General features: G+C 73.4%; 18 protein-coding genes. 9 read left to right on the forward strand and 9 right to left on the reverse strand.

Annotation, left to right across the window (positions count from 1 at the left end):
• Positions 1-27: 27 nt before the first annotated feature.
• On the reverse strand, positions 28-834 hold the full coding sequence (locus ACIPUC_RS12320) for a ribonuclease BN (protein WP_446589067.1): 807 nt from the start codon (positions 832-834) through the stop codon (positions 28-30).
• A gap of 131 nt (positions 835-965) precedes the next feature.
• On the opposite strand from ACIPUC_RS12320, the gene ACIPUC_RS12325 reads away from it, so the two are divergent.
• Both ACIPUC_RS12325 and ACIPUC_RS12330 read left to right on the forward strand, forming a co-directional pair.
• Positions 966-2,573 carry a phospholipase D family protein gene (locus ACIPUC_RS12325; protein ID WP_446589068.1) on the forward strand — a complete coding sequence of 536 codons (1,608 nt, stop codon included), beginning with the start codon at positions 966-968 and terminating at the stop codon, positions 2,571-2,573.
• A 107-nt stretch (positions 2,574-2,680) separates the two neighbouring features.
• On the forward strand, positions 2,681-3,679 hold the full coding sequence (locus tag ACIPUC_RS12330) for a glutathione S-transferase family protein (protein WP_446589069.1): 999 nt from the start codon (positions 2,681-2,683) through the stop codon (positions 3,677-3,679).
• Positions 3,680-3,709: 30 nt separating this feature from the next.
• On the opposite strand, the gene ACIPUC_RS12335 is transcribed toward ACIPUC_RS12330, so the two are convergent.
• Positions 3,710-4,210, reverse strand: coding sequence for a hemerythrin domain-containing protein (locus tag ACIPUC_RS12335; RefSeq protein ID WP_446589070.1), 501 nt, complete (start codon positions 4,208-4,210; stop codon positions 3,710-3,712).
• Positions 4,211-4,402: 192 nt separating this feature from the next.
• On the opposite strand from ACIPUC_RS12335, the gene ACIPUC_RS12340 reads away from it, so the two are divergent.
• The 3 genes from ACIPUC_RS12340 (at position 4,403) to ACIPUC_RS12350 (ending at position 6,227) form a co-directional block, all read left to right on the forward strand.
• Entirely contained in the window at positions 4,403-4,978 is a 576-nt protein-coding gene (locus ACIPUC_RS12340; protein WP_446589071.1) for a DUF2231 domain-containing protein, read from the forward strand.
• Between the two features lie 110 nt (positions 4,979-5,088).
• The gene (locus tag ACIPUC_RS12345) at positions 5,089-5,793 is read left to right on the forward strand and encodes a UdgX family uracil-DNA binding protein (RefSeq protein WP_446589072.1); all 705 of its coding nucleotides are present in this window, start codon (positions 5,089-5,091) and stop codon (positions 5,791-5,793) included.
• Between the two features lie 110 nt (positions 5,794-5,903).
• Entirely contained in the window at positions 5,904-6,227 is a 324-nt protein-coding gene (locus ACIPUC_RS12350) for a plasmid stabilization protein (protein WP_446589073.1), read from the forward strand.
• Between the two features lie 35 nt (positions 6,228-6,262).
• Here the strand turns inward: ACIPUC_RS12350 and ACIPUC_RS12355 are convergent, their stop codons facing one another.
• Complete coding sequence (locus ACIPUC_RS12355; RefSeq protein WP_446589704.1) at positions 6,263-7,906, reverse strand: CHAT domain-containing protein; 1,644 nt, start codon at positions 7,904-7,906, stop codon at positions 6,263-6,265.
• A 17-nt stretch (positions 7,907-7,923) separates the two neighbouring features.
• On the reverse strand, positions 7,924-10,110 hold the full coding sequence (locus ACIPUC_RS12360) for a hypothetical protein (protein WP_446589074.1): 2,187 nt from the start codon (positions 10,108-10,110) through the stop codon (positions 7,924-7,926).
• Positions 10,111-10,176: 66 nt separating this feature from the next.
• Here ACIPUC_RS12360 and ACIPUC_RS12365 point away from each other — a divergent pair, with 66 nt between their 5' ends.
• From ACIPUC_RS12365 to ACIPUC_RS12380, 4 genes are all read left to right on the forward strand, one after another.
• Positions 10,177-10,560, forward strand: a complete 384-nt coding sequence (locus ACIPUC_RS12365; protein WP_446589075.1) for a hypothetical protein — start codon at positions 10,177-10,179, stop codon at positions 10,558-10,560.
• On the forward strand, positions 10,557-11,519 hold the full coding sequence (locus ACIPUC_RS12370) for a hypothetical protein (protein WP_446589076.1): 963 nt from the start codon (positions 10,557-10,559) through the stop codon (positions 11,517-11,519). Before ACIPUC_RS12365 ends, ACIPUC_RS12370 begins: the two co-directional genes overlap by 4 nt.
• Before the next feature lie 107 nt (positions 11,520-11,626).
• Positions 11,627-12,211, forward strand: coding sequence for a TetR/AcrR family transcriptional regulator (locus ACIPUC_RS12375; protein ID WP_446589077.1), 585 nt, complete (start codon positions 11,627-11,629; stop codon positions 12,209-12,211).
• Entirely contained in the window at positions 12,208-13,122 is a 915-nt protein-coding gene (locus ACIPUC_RS12380; RefSeq protein WP_446589078.1) for an SDR family oxidoreductase, read from the forward strand. Before ACIPUC_RS12375 ends, ACIPUC_RS12380 begins: the two co-directional genes overlap by 4 nt.
• Positions 13,123-13,183: 61 nt before the next feature.
• Here the strand turns inward: ACIPUC_RS12380 and ACIPUC_RS12385 are convergent, their stop codons facing one another.
• The 5 genes from ACIPUC_RS12385 to ACIPUC_RS12405 are packed head-to-tail and all read right to left on the reverse strand — an operon-like array spanning position 13,184 to position 18,113.
• Positions 13,184-14,212 carry a pyridoxal-phosphate dependent enzyme gene (locus ACIPUC_RS12385; protein ID WP_446589079.1) on the reverse strand — a complete coding sequence of 343 codons (1,029 nt, stop codon included), beginning with the start codon at positions 14,210-14,212 and terminating at the stop codon, positions 13,184-13,186.
• Between the two features lie 59 nt (positions 14,213-14,271).
• Positions 14,272-15,165 carry a Rossmann-like domain-containing protein gene (locus ACIPUC_RS12390; RefSeq protein ID WP_446589080.1) on the reverse strand — a complete coding sequence of 298 codons (894 nt, stop codon included), beginning with the start codon at positions 15,163-15,165 and terminating at the stop codon, positions 14,272-14,274.
• A 14-nt stretch (positions 15,166-15,179) separates the two neighbouring features.
• Positions 15,180-15,971, reverse strand: coding sequence for an ABC transporter ATP-binding protein (locus tag ACIPUC_RS12395; protein ID WP_446589081.1), 792 nt, complete (start codon positions 15,969-15,971; stop codon positions 15,180-15,182).
• Complete coding sequence (locus tag ACIPUC_RS12400) at positions 15,968-17,101, reverse strand: FecCD family ABC transporter permease (RefSeq protein ID WP_446589082.1); 1,134 nt, start codon at positions 17,099-17,101, stop codon at positions 15,968-15,970. Before ACIPUC_RS12400 ends, ACIPUC_RS12395 begins: the two co-directional genes overlap by 4 nt.
• Entirely contained in the window at positions 17,091-18,113 is a 1,023-nt protein-coding gene (locus tag ACIPUC_RS12405) for an ABC transporter substrate-binding protein (protein WP_446589083.1), read from the reverse strand. The genes ACIPUC_RS12400 and ACIPUC_RS12405 overlap by 11 nt, the downstream gene beginning before the upstream one ends.
• Between the last annotated feature and the right edge of the window lie 51 nt (positions 18,114-18,164).

Genomic DNA, 18,164 nt, shown 5'->3' on the forward strand with positions numbered 1-18,164 from the left:
GCGGCACGGCCACGGCATCCCCCGGCCTCACCTCGGCGGTTGCGCCGCACGCGCGGCGCGCGGCAGTTCGTCGTGGAGGAGCCGGCCGGCCAGCGCGCCGCCGAACACGACCACACCCACGCCCACGAGCCAGGACTGGATGACGAGGACCGTTCCGAACGGTCCGTAGGCGACGGCGCCGGATGCGATCAGCGGGGAGAAGACGAGCCGGGAGAAGACCCTGAGCGCGAGCAGTCCGAGCATGGTCGACACCGCCCCCGGCAGCAGGGCGGGCCAGGGGACGCGGCCGCCGAGCAGCAGCCGCTGCGACCACCAGAAGAACAGCGTGCCGATCAGCACCGTGACCATCCCGCGGGCGGGGTGCTCGCGCCACAGCGGGGTGATCGCGGACAGGTAGAGGACCCCGATCAGGCCGGCCAGCCACACCACGTGCCGCCACCGGGCCCACCAGCGGGCCCGGGGCAGGTCCCAGACCTTCTCGTATCCGCCCTGCAGCACCGTGCCGAAGGACAGGCCGAATACGGCCAGCACGGCAAGGCTGAAGGCCGTCGTGGCCCGCCACACCTCGGCGGGCAGCGAGAACAGCCGCTCGATCTCCGCTCGTGCGTCCGCCGCTACGCCGAGCCCGTCGCCCAGCCACTGCGCGAACCCCCTGACGCCCGCCGCGTCCGCCGCGGACACGACGATCAGCAGCGGCACCAGCGTCAGGAACCCCAGAGCCGCGAACCCCAGCGACCGCTGCCACAGCTCGACCTCGCTGACCCGCCGCCACCGGCGGCCGGCCCGCAAGCGGCGGAGCACGCTGCGCATCCGCCCGAAGAGAGACAGCCGCATGGCGCGCTCCACCGTTCCGATGCTGCCTCCACGGTAGGACCGCCCTGTCGGCGGCCACAACGGGCCCGACCGGCGCTGCAGGCGCGTGAGACCGCATGCCGTGGGTAGGCGCCAGCCGGAGGAGCGATGCCGTGACGCGCGCAGACTGGCTGCTGACAGCAGGCGAACGGGGCAACGCCGCGACGCGCCTGGACGAGCGCCACCCGGACGGGTCGGCCTGGTCCGAGGGAAACCGCGCACGGGCCCTGGTCCACGGCGACGCCTACTTCCCGGAGCTCCTGGCGGGAATCCGGGCCATGCGCGCCGGCGACCTGCTCCTTTTCACCGACTGGCGCGGCGACCCCGACGAGCGGCTCGACGGACCCGGTACCGAGATCGGCACCGTCCTGTGCCGGGCGGCGGAGCGCGGCGTCATCGTCAAGGGGCTGCTTTGGCGCTCGCACCTGGACAGCCTCCAGTTCAGCGAAGAGGAGAACCGCCACCTCGGCGAGGAGATCGAGGAGGCCGGCGGCGAGTGCCTGCTCGACTTGCGGGTGCGGCCCGGCGGTTCACACCACCAGAAGATGGTGGTCCTGCGCCACCCCGGCCGCCCGGAGCTGGACGTCGCGTACGTCGGCGGCATCGACCTCTGCCACAACCGCAACGACGACGCCCTCCACCGGGGCGACCGCCAGTCGCTGCCCCTGGCCCACGCATACGGGCCGCACCCGCCGTGGCACGACGTCCAGCTCGCCCTGCGGGGACCGGCCGTCGGCGACGTCGAGACCGTCTTCCGCGAACGCTGGGACGACCCGGCGCCGCTCAGCCGCAGTCCCCTCGCCCGCCTGCGGGAGCGGGTACACCGGGAGGACATCAGTGCGGGCGCCCTGCCGCCGCAGGCAGCCGATCCGGCACCCTGCGGCACGCACACCGTGCAGGTGCTGCGCACGTACCCGAACCGTCTGCTGCACGGCTACCCCTTCGCACCCGACGGGGAGCGCAGCATCGCACGGGGGTACCTCAAAGCGCTGCGACGGGCCCGGGCACTGATCTACCTCGAGGACCAGTACCTGTGGTCCCCCCGGGTGGTGGACTGCTTCGCCCGGGCGCTGAGCAGACACCACCGGCTGCGGCTGATCGCCGTCATCCCCTCGGTCCCGGAGCAGGACGGCCGGCTCACCCTGCCGATGAACCTGATCGGGCGGATCACGGCCCTGGCCGAACTGCGCCGCGCCGGCGGCGACCGCGTCGCGGTGTACGGCCTGGAGAACCCGGCCGGAACCCCCGTCTACGTGCACGCCAAGGTGTGCGTGATCGACGACACGTGGGCATCCGTCGGCTCGGACAACATCAACCTGCGCTCGTGGACGCACGATTCGGAACTCAGCTGCGCCGTGCTCGACCAGAGCCGGGACCCGCGGGAACCGTCCGACCCCGGAGGCCTCGGCGACGGCGCGCGCGTCTTCGCCCGCGAGCTGCGCCTGGAACTCATGCGCGAGCACCTGGACGTACGGGACGGGGCGGAGCAGGGCGCGCTGTGCGACCCGGTGAGCGCCTTCGACGCCTTCGCGGAGGCCGCGGACGCCCTGGACGCCTGGCACGAGGCCGGCGGTCGCGGCGCCCGGCCGCCGGGCCGTCTGCGCCGGTACGTCCCGCCCGACCTGCCCACGGCGAAGAGAGTGCTCGCCACCCCGCTGCACCACGTCCTGGTCGACCCGGACGGACGCCCGCTGGGGCTGCGGCGCCGCAACGCGTTCTGAATGCGCCTCATCCGCGCAGGGCGGGCAGCGCCTTCTCGCGGCAACGCGCGAAGCGCCGGGCGATGGGTCCGTCCGCCGATTGCGGGTAGGCGCCGGGGGTGAGCTATGTGAGCCCTGGCAAGGGATACTCCCGTGACAGCCGGTACATCACCACCCGGATCACCGCCGACGGGCGGGACGGCTACCGGGTGGAGCCCGGCCGCTACCGCCTGGTGGTCAGCAGGGCCTGTCCGTGGGCGAGCCGGGCGGTGATCGTACGGCGGCTCCTGGGGCTGGAGCAGGCCCTCCCGATGGCTGTCGCCGGGCCCGTGCACGACGAGCGCAGCTGGACCTTCGACCTCGATCCCGGCGGGCGTGACCCGGTTCTCGGCATCGAACGGCTCCGGGAGGCGTACCTCGCGCGCGACCCCGACTACGACCGGGGCATCACGGTGCCGGCCGTCGTGGACGTCCCGAGCGGGAAGGTGGTGACCAACGACTTCCCCCGGATCACGCTCGACATGTCGCTGGAGTGGGCGCCGCACCACCGTCCCGGGGCGCCGGACCTCTACCCGCCCGGACTGCGGCCGCACATCGACGCCGTCAACGAGGTGGTGTACCGCGACGTCAACAACGCCGTCTACGAAGCCGGATTCGCCGGCACCCAGGAGGCGTACGCCGACGCGTACGGGCGGCTGTTCGCCCGGCTCGACTGGCTGTCCGCCCGGCTGGAACGGTCCCGCTACCTCGTCGGCGACACCCTCACCGAAGCGGACGTACGGCTGTTCACCACGCTCGTACGCTTCGACGCCGTCTACCACGGCCACTTCAAGTGCAACCGGCACAAGCTGACCGAGATGCCGGTGCTCTGGGCGTACGCACGGGACCTGTTCCAGACACCCGGATTCGGCGACACGGTCGACTTCGACCACATCAAGCGGCACTACTACCTGGTGCACACCGACATCAACCCCACGGGTGTCGTGCCGGCCGGCCCCGACACGTCGGCCTGGCTCGCGCCGCACGGCCGCGCCGTCCTGGGCGGACGTCCCTTCGGCGACGGCACCGCACCCGGGCCGGTCGCTCCCGGGGAAGCCGTACCGACCGGCCACACCCCGCTCTCCTGAACGCCGTCACCAGCCGAACGCAGTCACCCGTCAGCCACCCACGATCCTGCGCACGTTCTCGATGCTGCCGCAGCCGGACGCCAGCTGCTTCTCGCGCTCCCGCAGGAAGGCGCTGCCCAGCTCGGCCCGGCGCTCGTCGGGGACGCTTTCCCTGGCACCGTTGAGGATGGTCCGCTCCTCCTCGTCCACGTGGTGGGAGACCGCCTTGACCAGGTCTTCCAGCCGCTCGTCCCACTCCTCGGAGCCGACGTCGTCCACTTCCAGCAGCGCCAGCAGCGCCTCGTTGCCTTCGGCGTGCTCCTTCTCGCCGTGCTCGACTTCCTCGTTGTCGACGCCCTTGAAGCGCTTGAGCGCTCCGTAGACCTCGGCCTCCTCCGCCTCGCCGTGGGCGATGAGCAGGGCCGAGAACTTCTCCAGTGCTCCCGCACGGTCGGCCTCGACGCTCCGCATCCGGCGGAACAGGTCCTCCATGGTGCGGTGGTCCTTGAGGATCACCTCGACGACGTCCTGGTCCTTCGCAACGCCCGCCATACCGTTCGCCTCCTCGATTCGGGATTTCCTCTCAGGCCTCACGCCTCACACCGCGCAGGGCTCGGCGCGTCGGCACACGGGGCGGCTGCCCCCGCCCGGCCCGTTCATGCGGGGCGCAGCTGGGAACGGCCGGCTTCCCATTCGGCCGACAGGAACGTGGGAAGGACGCCTCAAGCCGGGTAGGCGACATGCATGGACGCAAACGCTCTCGACACTCCCACGAAGGTCACCCCGGTCCTGGATGCCGCATCGGCGTGGTGGCTGACGACCCTGGGCCGGATCGAGCGGAGCACAGCGGCCGATCCGGCCATCCGGGTTCTCCGGCGGGGAATCCGGTCGATCCCGCTGGGGGAAGCACGCATGCTGCTGCGGGGCCGGCCGCTGGGCCATCCCCTCCATCCGGTGCTCGTCCAGGTACCGATCGGGTGCTGGCTCTCGGCCGCAGTACTGGACGTCGTACCGGGCTCGCAGCGCGCGGTCACGACCCTGACGGCCGTCGGACTGGCGGGTGCGGCCCCGGCTGCAGTCGCCGGCTGGGTCGACTGGGCGGACCTGCCACCCGAGCAGGCCCGGGTCGGCCTCGCCCACGCCGTGTCGAACGTGGCCGCGGTCGGCTGCTACGCGGCGTCCCTGGCCGCCCGCCTGTGCGGACGCCCGCTGAAGGGCAGGCTGTGGTCGTGGGCCGGGCTGACGGCGGTCGCCGTCACCGGGGCGCTGGGCGGCCACGTGGCCTACCGGCAGGCCGTCGGAGCCGATCCCGCGGCCTAGCGTTTGCGGTGGGGGTCGCCGGGCAGAAGCCGACTGCCGCCCTGCGGTCGCGAACCCGGGGCGGACCAGACCGCAGGAACCGGCCGCACGGTTCGGAGGTGGTGGTGGCGATGGACGCAGGCACGAGCTCCGCCCCGGCCGCGGCCGCCGGACAGCAAGAGGCCGGGCAGGGCTACGACGCGACCCCCTACCTGCCGTCACGCGGCGGTCTGCCGGGTCTGCGGCGCGCGGCAGCCGGATGCCAGGGGTGCCCCCTGTTCCTGGACGCCACCCAGACGGTCTTCGGCAAGGGCCCGGCCCACGCGCGGCTGATGCTGGTCGGCGAACAGCCCGGCGACCAGGAGGACGTGCAGGGCGAGCCGTTCGTGGGCCCGGCGGGACGGCTGCTGCGCAAGGCACTCGACGAGGCCGGGCTCGGCGACGAGGACCCCTACCTGACCAACGTGGTCAAGCACTTCAAGTTCACGATGGCCCCGCGCGGCAAGCGCCGCATCCACAAGGCCCCGAGCCTGCGGGAGATGACCGCCTGCCGGCCCTGGCTCGCGGAGGAGCTCCGGCTGGTCGCCCCCGACGTGGTGGTGGTGCTGGGCGGAACCGCGGGCAAGGCGCTGCTCGGCTCCTCGTTCCGCGTGGGCGAGCGCCGCGGGGTACTGGTGCCCATGCCCACGCTCGACGGCGGCGGGCAGACGCACGAGATGCCCGGGCAGATGCTGGCGACGGTCCATCCGTCGGCCGTCCTGCGGTCCGACGACCGGGAAGCCGCCTTCTCGGGCCTGGTCGCGGACCTTTCCGTGGCCGCCACCGCGCTGGAGTGACGGACCGGCCTGCATGACTCGCCCCGACCGGGGCAGGGGCCCTACGGATCCGGGGGATCCGCCATCTACAACGAACGCGACACCGACCGCATACGAGCCAAGGAGTCACCATGCCTCGCGGTTCCAGCGCCAAGCGCGAACGCCAGTACGAGCACATCAAGGAGAGCGCCGAGGAGCGCGGTGAAAGCACCAAGCGCGCCAAGGAGATCGCCGCGCGCACCGTCAACAAGGAGCGGGCGCGCTCCGGGGAGTCGAAGACCGCGAGCCGGTCCTCCACCCAGGACATGTCCTCCTCCAAGCGGGGCGGCCAGCGCTCCCACAGCGGCTCCCAGGGCCCCACGAAGGAGCAGCTGTACAACGAGGCCAAGCAGCGGGGCATCGAAGGCCGTTCGAAGATGGACAAGTCCGAACTGAAGCGGGCCCTCGGCCACTGAGCCTCCGGCCTCGTTCACCGCACCGGACGGGACGCTCATGCCCCCACGTGGAGGTGTGCCGCCCAGCGGGTGGGGGTGTGCGGGTAGCGGTCGCGCAGCTCGCGCAGCGTCTCGTTCAGCGCGCGGGCCGCGCCCGCCGTGTCCGGTGCACGCGTGCCCGCGCGGGTCAGCCGCCGGTAGAAGCCCTCGGCGACGGCGGCGGCTGCCGTGTCGCCGACCGGCCAGAGCGTGCCGATGGCATGCGGGTACCCCGACAGCTGGAACGCGGCCGTGATGTGGACGGCCTCGTCGGCGAGGCGCGGGGTGGTGATCGCCGTGCTGCATGCCGAGAGGTAGACCAACTCGGCTTCCCGCAGGCGCAGTCCGGCGATCTCCGAAACGGTGAGCGGGCGGCGTGCGTGGTCGGCGAGGAGCAGCCGGTTGCGCGAGGGGTCGGCCGGGTCACCCACGCCGTGGCAGATGAAGTGCACCAGGCCGTGATCCTGCAGGCGGGCGCGTACGGCGGCCGAGGTGGCCGCGTCGCCGACCAGCGTGGTGACCACTCCGGTGGGTTCCAGCAGCCCGCCGATGATGCGTGCTTCGGCGGTGGCCTGGGACAGCGGCGGTGGTGCGCCGGGTGTCTCGGGCATGGCCACGACGAGGGTGGCCGGCGCCTCCCTTCCGGCCTTCTGCCGCGTACGGGCGCGTGAGCGGGAGTGACCCAGCGCGCGCAGCGTGGTGGTCGTGGAGGAAACCGTCCGGTCCAGCAGGGTCGCCGGCAGCCGGTCGTGCGCACGCGTCGCGTCGCGGTGGCGTCCGGCCGCCGGGAGGGGCAGCCGGGACAGGAAGCCCACCGGGCACCACCAGATCCGCGGAGTTCCCGCCTCCGGAAGGGAGCCGCCATCGATGCCGAGATGGTCGAGCACCGGTGCGGCCACGGCCTCCCACAGCCACTCCAGCAGGGCGTGCAGATCCTCTTGAGCCTGCTCGCGGGCGCTGAAGCCGGCGGCGTCGTCGGCCGCCGCGTCGACCACTCCGGGGAGGCGGGCCATCCGCGCCAGGGCTTCCTCGGCGACCAGCCCGGGCAGCGGGACGACCTCGGCGCGGTGCCCGGGCGCGGCGCCCGGACGCAGGACGAGTGCGTCGGACCGCCACGCACTGGTGTAGACGAGGACGACGAGTCCCGGCCCCACCTGCCGCAGCAGCTCCTCGATGCCGGGCGGTCGCAAGAACTGCTCGTGGCCGGGCAGGGAGCGGATGCGCTCGAGCAGGGCGTTCCACTGCTCACCGAGGCGGTGCCTCTCCCCGGCCGGACCGGACGCGGAGAGGCCGGCCCCCGGCCCCCGCACGGTCGCGGCACGCAGCTCCCCGTACGCCCGGGCCAGTGCCGGATGAGCGCCCCGCAGCGCCTGGAGTTCGCCGTCCGGGTCGGGCAGCACATCGGCGTGGAGCCGGCCGCGGCACTGCTCCAGCAGTTCCACGGCACGTTCGGGCCGGCCCGCGGCCACGGCCGCCGCTGCGGCCACGTTGGCGAGTCCCGCCGTGCCCTGGAGGAGGTGCTGCCGGTCCCGGCGCGCCAGGTCCCGTGGTGCGATCAACGGAATCTGGGCGACCGCCTGTTCCACCGCCCCCAGCGCGGCCGAGGCGTCCTGCCGGTCCATGGCCTTCCGGGCGAGGGCGCCGGCCGCCTTCAGCACCATGCGCGGTTCCGCGGTGGTCAGCGCGGCGATCGTCCGGCAGATGTCCTCGGCCTCGACGGCCGCCTGCGGGACTCCACCCGTTGCGGCGTGTTCGTCGAGGACACGGGCCAGGAGCCACAGGAAGCCGTCCTTCCTGCGGGGGTCGTGTGCCGACACCGCCTCACATGCCGTCCGGCCAGGGCCGCGGCGCGGGGGAGGTCGTCCGGGAACGCGTCGAGGAGGCGCTCCTGCTCGGCCGTGCAGCGATGGCGTGACAGGAGCAGTTCAGCCAGGAGAGCGCGTGCCTCGGCCCCGTTCTGCGCGTCCAGGGGAAGGGTGTGGACCGCCTGCTCCAGGTAGGGCTTCGCGTTGACGAGGGCCGCCGCGATCCCGCTTCGATCGTACATGTCAAGGCATGCCCGCCCGGCCTGGAGCAGCAGGGCCGGGTACCGCTCGTCGTCCTTGGGACAGGCTGCCTCGGCCGCCATGCCGTGGTCGATCGCTTCCGTGACGCGCGCCAGGTACGTGTCCGCGTCGGTGGCCCGGTCAGCGGCGTGCTCCAGCACGTCGCCGAGCTTGGCCAGCGCGACGGCTCGCGCCGTGCCGGAGGCGGGAGCGAGGGCCAGGGCCCGCCTCGCGACCTGCTCGGCCTCGTCGAGCGCGTCGAGGTCTCCGCGCCGCTCGTACAGGACCGCCAAGACGTCCACGAGGGCAAGGAGGTGCCCCACCGGGTCCTCGCGCCGGGCCGACAGGTTTCCGGCGGCTGCCGGGTCGGTCAGCCGGCGGTAGACATCACCGCATTCCAGCAGCGTGCTCAGCTCGCCCGTGGTGTCGTAGACCCGCTTGAGGGTCTGGGCGAGCACCAGCGCGGCCTCCCGGGAGGTGTCGGGTCCGGCGGCCCCGACACGGCGCCGGGCGGTGTCCAACAGGTCTGCGGCCCCTTCCCGTAGGCCGAGCTCCCAGACGCTCAGGTCCAGAGCGCGGTACAAGGTGTCGAGGGAGTTGAGGTGTTCGGGGTGGCCGGGCGGTGCCTGCCGGAGGTTCTCCCGGCCGAGGGCGACCGCGCGGTGGACCGTGGCGGCGTCGCCCGTGGCCTCGGCCAGGTCCACGAGGAACACGCCGAGGTTGTGCCGCCGCCCGGACCGCTTCGGCGAGTCCTTGGGCGTGGCGTCGACGGCCCTGCGCTGTGTGCTCACCGACTCGCGCAGTACCTGCAGATCGCGTTCGGCCTCGTACAGGGTGTGCAGGTCCTTGGCGAGGTTGTGCAGCAGACTGCCGTCGCGGACGGGGGTCCCGGAACGCAGGCCGCGCGCCGCCTCACGGCCATGTGCGACCGCCTTGCGCAGATGCGCCGGATCACGCGTCCGGTCGTAGTGGAGGGAGTGCAGGTGTGCGACGTGGGCCAGCCGTTCGCGACGGTCGGGGTCCGTGGCCGAGGTGAGCTCCAGCGCGCGGAGGCTGACGCGCAGGCTCTCGCCCAGCGCGTCCTGGTCGCCCGCGCGAAGGTGGGAGTCCAGGAGCAGAGTGCCGAAGTTGAAGAACACCAGCGGGCGTTCGGGGTGGTCGTCGGGACAGCGCTGTACCGCCTCACGGCCGATGGCCAAGGCTTCGGGAAGCACCCGGAGGTCGCCGGTGACGTCGAGCACGCGCTGGAGGCCGATGCCGAGCGCGCACCGCGCATCCACGCCCAGGGTGTGGGCGAGGGGGCTGCCCGCGGGCGTGGCGTCGACGGCCTCGCGCATCAGGGTGAGGCCCAGCCGCAGGGTGGGCCGGTCGAGCAGCCTGTCGTGACGGTTCAGAGCGGCGAGCCCGTGCCGTACGAGGGCGGCCGGCCGCTCCCCGGGATCCTTGCGCAGGCGCCTGAACGCTCGCGGCAGCCGGGGGAGTCGGCGTACGGCCGTCCGCACGTCCGCCGGTACGAGCGCCGGCAGGAAGGCGTCCGTCCAGGCGTAGAGGAAGAGCGCCGCGCGCCGCTCCGCCCGGCCGTCGGCGCGGCGCGCGCCCGATGTCCGGCGCTGGAACAGATGGCGCTGCCACAGCAGGGTGGCCAGGGTGTACACGACGTCGAAGTCCGCACCGTCGGGGTGGGCACGCCAGGCGCCGGCCATACGGAGGGCGCGCTCCGCGGCATCCGGGTCGCAGAGCGGGCGCGGATCACCGCTCTCCTCGAACAGCGTGGCCCGCGCGCGCAGTTCAGGGTATCCGTCCGGATGCAAGCTGGTCACTTTCGGTGAGGTGTTCAGTGCTCTCGGTATCTGATCGTCTGTCATCATGGCGCCCTGGGAGGTCGGATGTCGGACATGGATCACCGGATCGAGCGGTTGTGCGCGCAACTGGCGGGCGGCGAATTGACGCTTCGCGCGGAACGGTACGGCGTTGCCGAGGCCTTGGAGCGGGTGCTGGGCGCGCTCCGGCGGGGGACGGATCTCGAAGCGGTACGAGGGGACCTCGACGCTGTCGACGAGGGCTTCGCGGTGCACGGGATCGACGGGTTGACCACGGGCAGCCGCGCCTACCAGCCGTTGCCGGGCGAGGGCGGCCACCGGGTGCTGCGTGGGTGGGTCTGCCCGGCGCCGCGGCGCTGCGTACGCCTCACGCCGCTGGGCGGCGACGGCCGCCCGCCGACGTGCGCGGCGCTGGAGGCTCCGCTCGTGCGGGTCGAGATCCCGCTGTGAACGCCTTCCTCGGCGAGCTCGGCAAGCGGTTCGCCGAGCGCTGGCTCGCGCTGCTCGTACTGCCCGGTGCGCTGTTCGTGGCCGCGGTCACCGTCGCGTCCGTGCTGGGGCATCGGCGGGCGCTGGACGCGGGCGGACTGGGTGCCTGGATCGACCGGCTGGCAGCCGCGCAGGCGAGCGGGAAGACCGGGATCGGCGTGCTCGTGGCGGCCGGCGTGCCGGCGGCGTCCGCGGCGGCAGGACTCGGTGCGGCGGCCCTGGGGTTCTTCGTGGAACGGCTGTGGTCCGCCGAGGGGCGCTGGTGGCCGCTGCGTCCGCTGGCCCGACTGCGCAGACGGCGGTGGTCGCGCGCGCAGGAGCAGGTCCGGCTGTGGCGTACGGCTGTCGTCCGCTCGGCCGTGCCCCCGCACCGGGCCGATCCTTCGGCGCGGGCGGCCCTGCGCGAGGCGATGGTCCGGTGCGCGCGGATCTCCCTCGTGCCGGCCGAACGCCCGACGTGGATCGGGGACCGGCTGCGCGCCGCGGACGTACGGGTGCACCACGCCTACCGGGTCGACCTGACGGCGTGGTGGCCGACGCTCTGGCTGGCCGTGCCGGACAGCACGCGGGAGGAGCTGAGCCGGGCGTACGCGGCGTACCGGTCCGCCGCGCGGCTGACCGCGTGGGGGCTGCTGTACCTCGCACTCGGCGGCTGGTGGTGGCCGGCGGCGCTGGTCGCCGCCGTCACCCTGGCCACGGCGGCGGTCCGGTCGCGAGCCGCGGCCGCGGCGCTCGCGCAACTGGTCGAGGCGGCGGTCGACCTGCACGGCCGGGAGATCGCCGGGATGCTGGGCGCCGACGCGAGCGGCGTCCTCGACGCGCGGGCGGGCGCCCGGGTCAGCGCGCTGCTCCGCAAGGACGACCTCGTCGCCTTCGAGGCCGCGGCACTGGACTTCGTACCGGAACAGCCCCAGCCCTGACCGGAAACTTGCCGCAGGAGGCACCGGGCGCTTTAATAAATGAACAGACATTTATTAATGACGAGGGGGTGGCGGGAGTGGGGCGTCCCCGAGGGGTCGAGGATGCGGTGATCTTGCGTGCCGCAGCGCAGGTCATGGGCCGGCTGGGGCCCACGGGGCTGACGCTGGCCGCCGTGGCGCGCGAGGTGGGGCTGGTGCCGGCCACCCTTGTGCAGCGGTTCGGGTCCAAGCGCGGCCTGCTGGTGGCCCTCGCCGACCAGTCCGCGAAGGAGGCGAGCGAGCGGGCCGGGCGCGCACGTGAGGCGCACGCGTCGGCGCTCGGCGCCCTGGCGGCGCTGACGGTGGAGTCGGCGGCCGCCGTGGCCACACCCGAGACCTTCGCCAACCATCTGGCGTTCCTGTGCCTGGACCTCACGGATCCGCAGCTCTACGAGCACGCCTTGGCCGTGCACCGCGCCCAGGGAAGGGCGATCGAGGACCTGTTGGCGGAGGCGGCCGCGGCGGGCGAGCTCCGCGCCGGAACCGAGGTCGAGGCGCTCGCCCGCACCGTACAGGCGATCACCGCCGGAGCAGGCCTGACCTGGGCGCTCGAACGCCAGGGCACCCTCGCGCAACGGCTCCGGCAGCAGCTCGACATCGTGCTGTCCCCCCACCTCCCGCACCCACACGGCCACGACCTGGAGGCATCATGACGACGGACCCGCGGCCCCTGGCCGGAAAGGTGGCCCTGGTCGCCGGCGGCACCCGGGGCGGCGGACGGGGCATCGCCGTCGAGCTCGGTGCCGCCGGCGCGACCGTGTACGTCACGGGCCGCAGCAGCACCGCCGCCGGGCGCTCCGACCTGGACCGGCCCGAAACCATCGAGGAGACCGCGGCAAGGGTCACGGCCGCCGGCGGCCTCGGCATCCCCGCCCGTACCGACCACAGCCGCCCCGGCGAGGTCCGCGCACTGGTGGACCGGATCGCCGCCGAACAGGACGGGCGGCTCGACATCCTGGTCAACTCCGTCTGGGGCGGGGACCCGCTGACCGACTGGGACAACCCGCTGTGGGAACAGGACCTGGAGACCGGTCTTCGCCTGATGCGACGGGCGGTGGAGACCCATGTGATCACCAGCCGGTTCGCCTTGCCCCTGATGGTCGCCTGCGGGAGCGGGCTGGTCGTCGAGGTCACCGACGGCAACACCGCCCGCTACCGCGGCTCGTTCTTCTACGACCTGGCGAAGTCCGCGGTGATCCGCCTCGCCGTCGCCCAAGCGGCCGAGCTGCGGCCCCACGGCGTCGCGGCCGTGGCGATCACACCGGGCTTCCTGCGCTCGGAGGCCCTGCTGGAGCACTTCGGCGTCACCGAGGCCAACTGGCGCGACGGCGCGGCCCGGGACCCCCACTTCGCCCACTCCGAGACCCCCGCCTATCTGGGACGGGCTGTCGCCGCGCTGGCCGCCGACCCGCACGTCATGGCCAAGACCGGACGCGCCCTGGCCACCTGGGGCCTGTACGAGGAGTACGGCTTCACCGACGCGGACGGCACTCAGCCGGACTTCGCCGCCCACTGGGCCGAGAACCTGGAAGAGCAGTTCGGACCTCTCGGCGTCCCGCTGTGACCCCGGCCGGGCTGCACCTGCCGGTCAGGCCGTCCCGGAGTTCACCGCCCGATGAACCCGGTCAGGCCGGCGCGAGGGCACCCGCGCGGCCCGGTGCCGGGGACGGCGAGCGGTTCCACCGCATGCGGGACCACGGCAGGGCGAGTTCGGCCTGGGCCGCCACCGTGTGCGGGGCCAGGTCCTCCAGGCGCGCGGCTCGGCCGGGACGGGCGTAGACGGTGTCCACGTAGCGGTGGCCGGTATCGGGGGCGATGAACAGGACGGTCCGCCGGGGGCTTCGGTCGCGTTCCCAGCGGGCGGCGAGGTACCCGGCCCCGGTGGAGAGCCCCGCGAAGACCGCGTGCCGGCGCAGCAGGTCCACGCTGCCGGCGCGGGCGGCGTCGAAGGAGATCCAGTGCAGGACGTCGTACAGCTCGTGGGCGACGTTCCCGAACGGGATGGAACTGCCGATCCCGGCGATGATGATCTCGGGGTCCGAGACGTGCTCGGCGCCGAACGTGACGCTGCCGTACGGCTGCACGCCGACGAGTTCGACCCCGGGGTCGTCCGCACGGAGGTACCGGGCGAGGGCTCCGGTCGAGGCGCCCGTCCCCACGCCGCCGACGATGGTCAGGGCCTCGGTTCCCGTCGATCGCCGGATGCGCTCGGCGATGGAGCGGTAGCCGAGGTAGTGGATGTCGTCGTGGTACTGGCGCATCCAGTGGTAATCGGGGTGTTCGGCGAGGACCTCGTGGATGCGTTCGACCCGTCGCTTCTGGTCGAGCTTGAGGTCGCTGCACGGCGCCATCTGCTCCAGCGTCGCCCCGAGTCCGGCGAGTTGGGTGCGCAGGGTGTGGTCGACAGTGGTGGAACCGACGATGTGGCACCGCATGCCGTAGCGGTGGCAGGCCAGGGCGAGGGCGTGCGCGTAGATGCCGCTGGAGCTGTCCAGCAGGGTGTCGCCGCGCCGGACGGCTCCGGTGTCGAGCAAGTGCCGGACCGCCGCGAGCGCGGAGACCACCTTCATGGTCTCGAAGCGGAGGCAGACGAGGCGGTCGTCGAGGCGTATCAGGTCGGGGCGGCCGACCGACTCCGCGAAGTGCTGGTCCATGTCGGAATTCCTTGTCGTGAGGGAGGAAGTGCCGTACGCGTTGTCCCGGCCGGCCGCGCTCACGCCCCGGCCCCGGCCGTGGCCCGGTAGCGGTACAGCCGCGTGGGATCGGCGCTGAACTGGGAGAAGGGGAACGGCTCCGCCGACAGCGCGGTCACCCCCGCCCCCAGGAAGGCGCGGGCCACGGCGCTCCCGCTCTGCGCGTACACCACCAGCGGGATGCCCCGGGACCGGCAGCGGTCCAGGACCGTGTCGAACGAGCCGTTGCCGAGGGTCATTCCGGTGGCGATGACGGCGTCCGCCTCGTCGAGGACCTGGTGCATGTCGCCGGTGACCGGGTCTCCCCACTGGGTGGTCTTCAGGTTGAAGTCGCAGGGCAGGGGTACGCCGCCGCGCTCGCGGATCGCGGCGACCAGCGGGTTGACCACGCCGATGAGGCCGACCTTCGCTCCCGCCGGGAGGTCGAGCAGCCCGGCGATCGCCGTGTCGCGGGCCTTCGCGCGGACTTCCGGCGTCCCGGCCGGCAGGACGACCGCCTCGGCTTCGCCCGCCTCCGCGGCGCTCACGTGCGGGCGGGCCTCGGCGAGGTAGGCGTCGAGCGCCGCCATGCGCAGCGGACGGGGCGCCTCGCGGAGCAGGACGTCGAGCGGGGTGCCGGAGGAGTCGCTGCAGACGGCCGGTTCGACCTCGCCGGCTTCGAAGGCGCATCCGCCGAAGGAGCCGCCGAGGCGTACCAGGACGTACTGGTTGAGGTACGTGGTGTCGCCGCCCGCCAGGCGGGTGCCGTGGTGGATCCAGAACACGCTCGTCGCGACGAGTTCGGAGGGCAGCGGGCCGTGCTCGCCGGCCAGCACGGACGCCGTGAGCGCGTCAACGCTCCGAAGCGCAGGGGTGGATGAGCCGGTCGAGGAGGATGAGAGGGACGGAGACGTGGTGGACGTGGTGGTCGTCATTGCGGGATTCCTTGTCATAGGGGGAGTGGGGTGGAGGGGGCGCAGGCGCGGCGGCGGTAGGCGACCGCGCGGTTGCCCAGGGCGTCGGTGGTGAGTTCGGCGTCGACCTCGAAGACCTCGGCGAGGCGCTCGCCGGTCAGGACGGCCTCGGGGGTGCCGGAGGCGACCAGCCGCCCGTGGTGCATCAGCACCAGGCGGTCGCAGTACCGGGCGGCCAGCGACAGGTCGTGCAGCGCCACCAGGACGGTCTGATCGGTACCGGCCAGCAGCTCCAGCAGGTCCAACTGGTGTTTCACGTCGAGGTGGTTGGTGGGCTCGTCGAGCAGCAGGCAGTACGGCTGCTGGGCCAGCGCGCGGGCGATGTGGGCGCGCTGGCGCTCACCCCCCGAAAGGGCCCGCCAGGACCGGCCGGCGAGTGCGGTGAGCCCGACGCGGTCCAGCGCGGCGGCGACGACGGCCCGGTCGGCCGCGTCCGGTCCGCGCCAGCGGTCCCGGAAGGGCGTGCGGCCCAGCCCTACGATGTCCGCGACGCTCAGGTCGCTGTCGGATCCCGAGTCCTGCTCGACGAAGGCGACATGGCGGGCGATGCGGCGGGCGCTCCACCGGCGTACGGACTCGCCGTCGTACAGCACGGTGCCCGCGTCCGGGGCGCGCAGACCCGCGAGGCAGCGCAGCAGGGAGGACTTGCCCGACCCATTGGGTCCGAGCAGCCCGACGGTCTCGCCCGCGGCGATGTCCAGGTCGACTTCGCGGACGACGGGCGTGCCCGCCACGGACCAGCTCAGCCGTTCGGCGGTGATCCTCACAGCTCACCCCTCCTGCGCAGGACGAGGAGGAACAGCGGGACGCCGAGCAGTGCGGTGATCACGCCCACGGGCAGCTCCCGCGGCGCGAAGGCGACCCGCGCCAGGGCGTCCGTCCACACCAGGAACACCGCGCCGCACAGGGCCGCGTACGGAAGGAGGACGCGGTGCGTCGGCCCGATCAGGAACCGCACGCCGTGGGGCACGATCAGCCCGACGAACCCGATGGCGCCGACGGTCGCGACGGCCACGGAGGTCAGTACGGCCGTCACCACGAGCAGCAGCAGCCGGGTGCGCCGTACGCCGATCCCCAGGGACGCGGCGGTGTCGGCGCCGAACGCGAGCCCGTCGAGGGCGTTCGAGCACAGCCACGCCGCCGCCAGCCCGAGGGGTGTGACGATCGCACAGACGGCGACCGCGTCCCAGCGGGCGGGCGCCATCGAGCCCAGCAGCCAGTGGGTGACCGCCCGGGTGGTGTCCGCGTCGGCCGAGGCCATCAGCGTCAGCGAGGTCAGCGCGGTGAAGAGCTGGCCCACGACCACCCCCGTCAGCACGATGCGCACCGAGTCCAGGCCGGTCCGCCGCAGCAGCAGGAGGAGCAGACCGAAGGAGAGCAGCGCGCCGATCAGGGCGCCGCCGGTCACCCCGACCACGCCGGAACCCACGCCGAGGACCACGACGGCCACGGCTCCGGTCGAGGCCCCCGAGGACACGCCGAGGAGGTACGGGTCGGCGAGCGCGTTGCGGGTGACCGCCTGCAGCACCGTGCCGCACACCGCGAGGGAGGCGCCGACCAGGGCGGCCATCAGGACCCGCGGCATCCGCAGATCCCAGATGAGCGAGTCCACCAGCGGCGGCAGCGGCTCGACGGCCAGGCCGAGGCGGCTGCCGAGCACCGCGCCGAGGTCGGCCCATCCCACGTCGGCGGTGCCGATGCGCACCGCCCACGCCGTCGAGACGGCCAGGGCCGCGGCGGCGGCGAGGAACAGCCCTGCCCGGGCGGGCGCGGACCGGCCGGCCGGGGGCGGCGCGGAGGACGGTACCGCGGCCGCCGCGGCCGCGGCGGCCTGGCGGGCCGTCGGATGCAGCAGGTCCAGTGGCCCCGGACGGCTGTCGGCCGGGTCAGCGGACATGTCCGAGGTCCCGCATCCCCGCGGCGAGCAGCTCGAGTGCGTGCACGGAGCGCACGGACGGGTCGAGTTCGATGCCCGGCACTTCGATGATCTTGTTGGTGCGTACGGCGTCGAGCTTGGAGATCACCGGGTGCCGGGCCATCGTGTCCCGCTTCTCGGCGGCGCTGTCTCCCGGCCGGCCGCGCTCGGAGAGGTCGCCGATGACGATGAAGTCCGGGTCCCGCCGGGCGACTTCCTCCCAGGAGACCTCCGGCCAGTCTTCGTTCACGTCGTCGAAGGCGTTCCTGGCCCCGACGATCCGGCTCATCTCGCTGGGCAGACCGGTCTTGCCGGCCACGTACGGCATTCCGTTGAAGACGGAGTAGAGGTAGACGACGGTCGGCTGGTCCTTGACCTTCGCGGCGGTCTCCCCGGCCTTCGCGACCGCGGCGCGCTGCCCGGCGGCGAGTCTGCCGGCGGGCTCGTCGGCGCCGAAGGCCTTGCCCAGGTTCTCGTAGTCGGCGAAGAGCAGGTCGAAGGCGGTCTTGCCGGGCTCGTTCTGCTGGGGGCAGTCGACGGCGCTGACGAAGGTGGGGACCTTCAGGGCGTCCAGTTCCTCGCGGGTGCCCGCACGGTCCTTCGTGTAGAGGTCGGCGGAGCCGGCGACGACGAAGTCGGGGGTGGCGGAGCGCAGCTGCTCGCCGGTGGCGATCTTCGGTGCGATGACGGGGACCTTGGCGTAGGCGGCCTGGTACTTCGCCGGGATCTTCGTCTTCAGGTTGGCCGTTCCGGCCATGCGCTCCTGGAGCCCGAGCTCCAGCAGGATCTCGGTCGAGGCCTGGTCCAGGGCCACGGCCCGGCGGGGCGGCCCGCCGAAGGCCAGTTGCCGGCCGCAGCTGCTGAAGGTCGCCGCCTCGTCGGCGGCCGCGGCCGCGGGCTTGCGGTCCGGTGCGGAGCCTTCGGCGGTGGCCGAGCAGCCGGCGGTCGCGAGCACGACGGTGAGGGCGAAAGCGAGGCGGACGGGATGACGCATGGGTTCTCCGGTCTGGGAGGAGCGTGGTTCTGGCCGCGGGGCAGGAGTGCC

This window comes from Streptomyces sp. LARHCF249, from assembly GCF_052871255.1.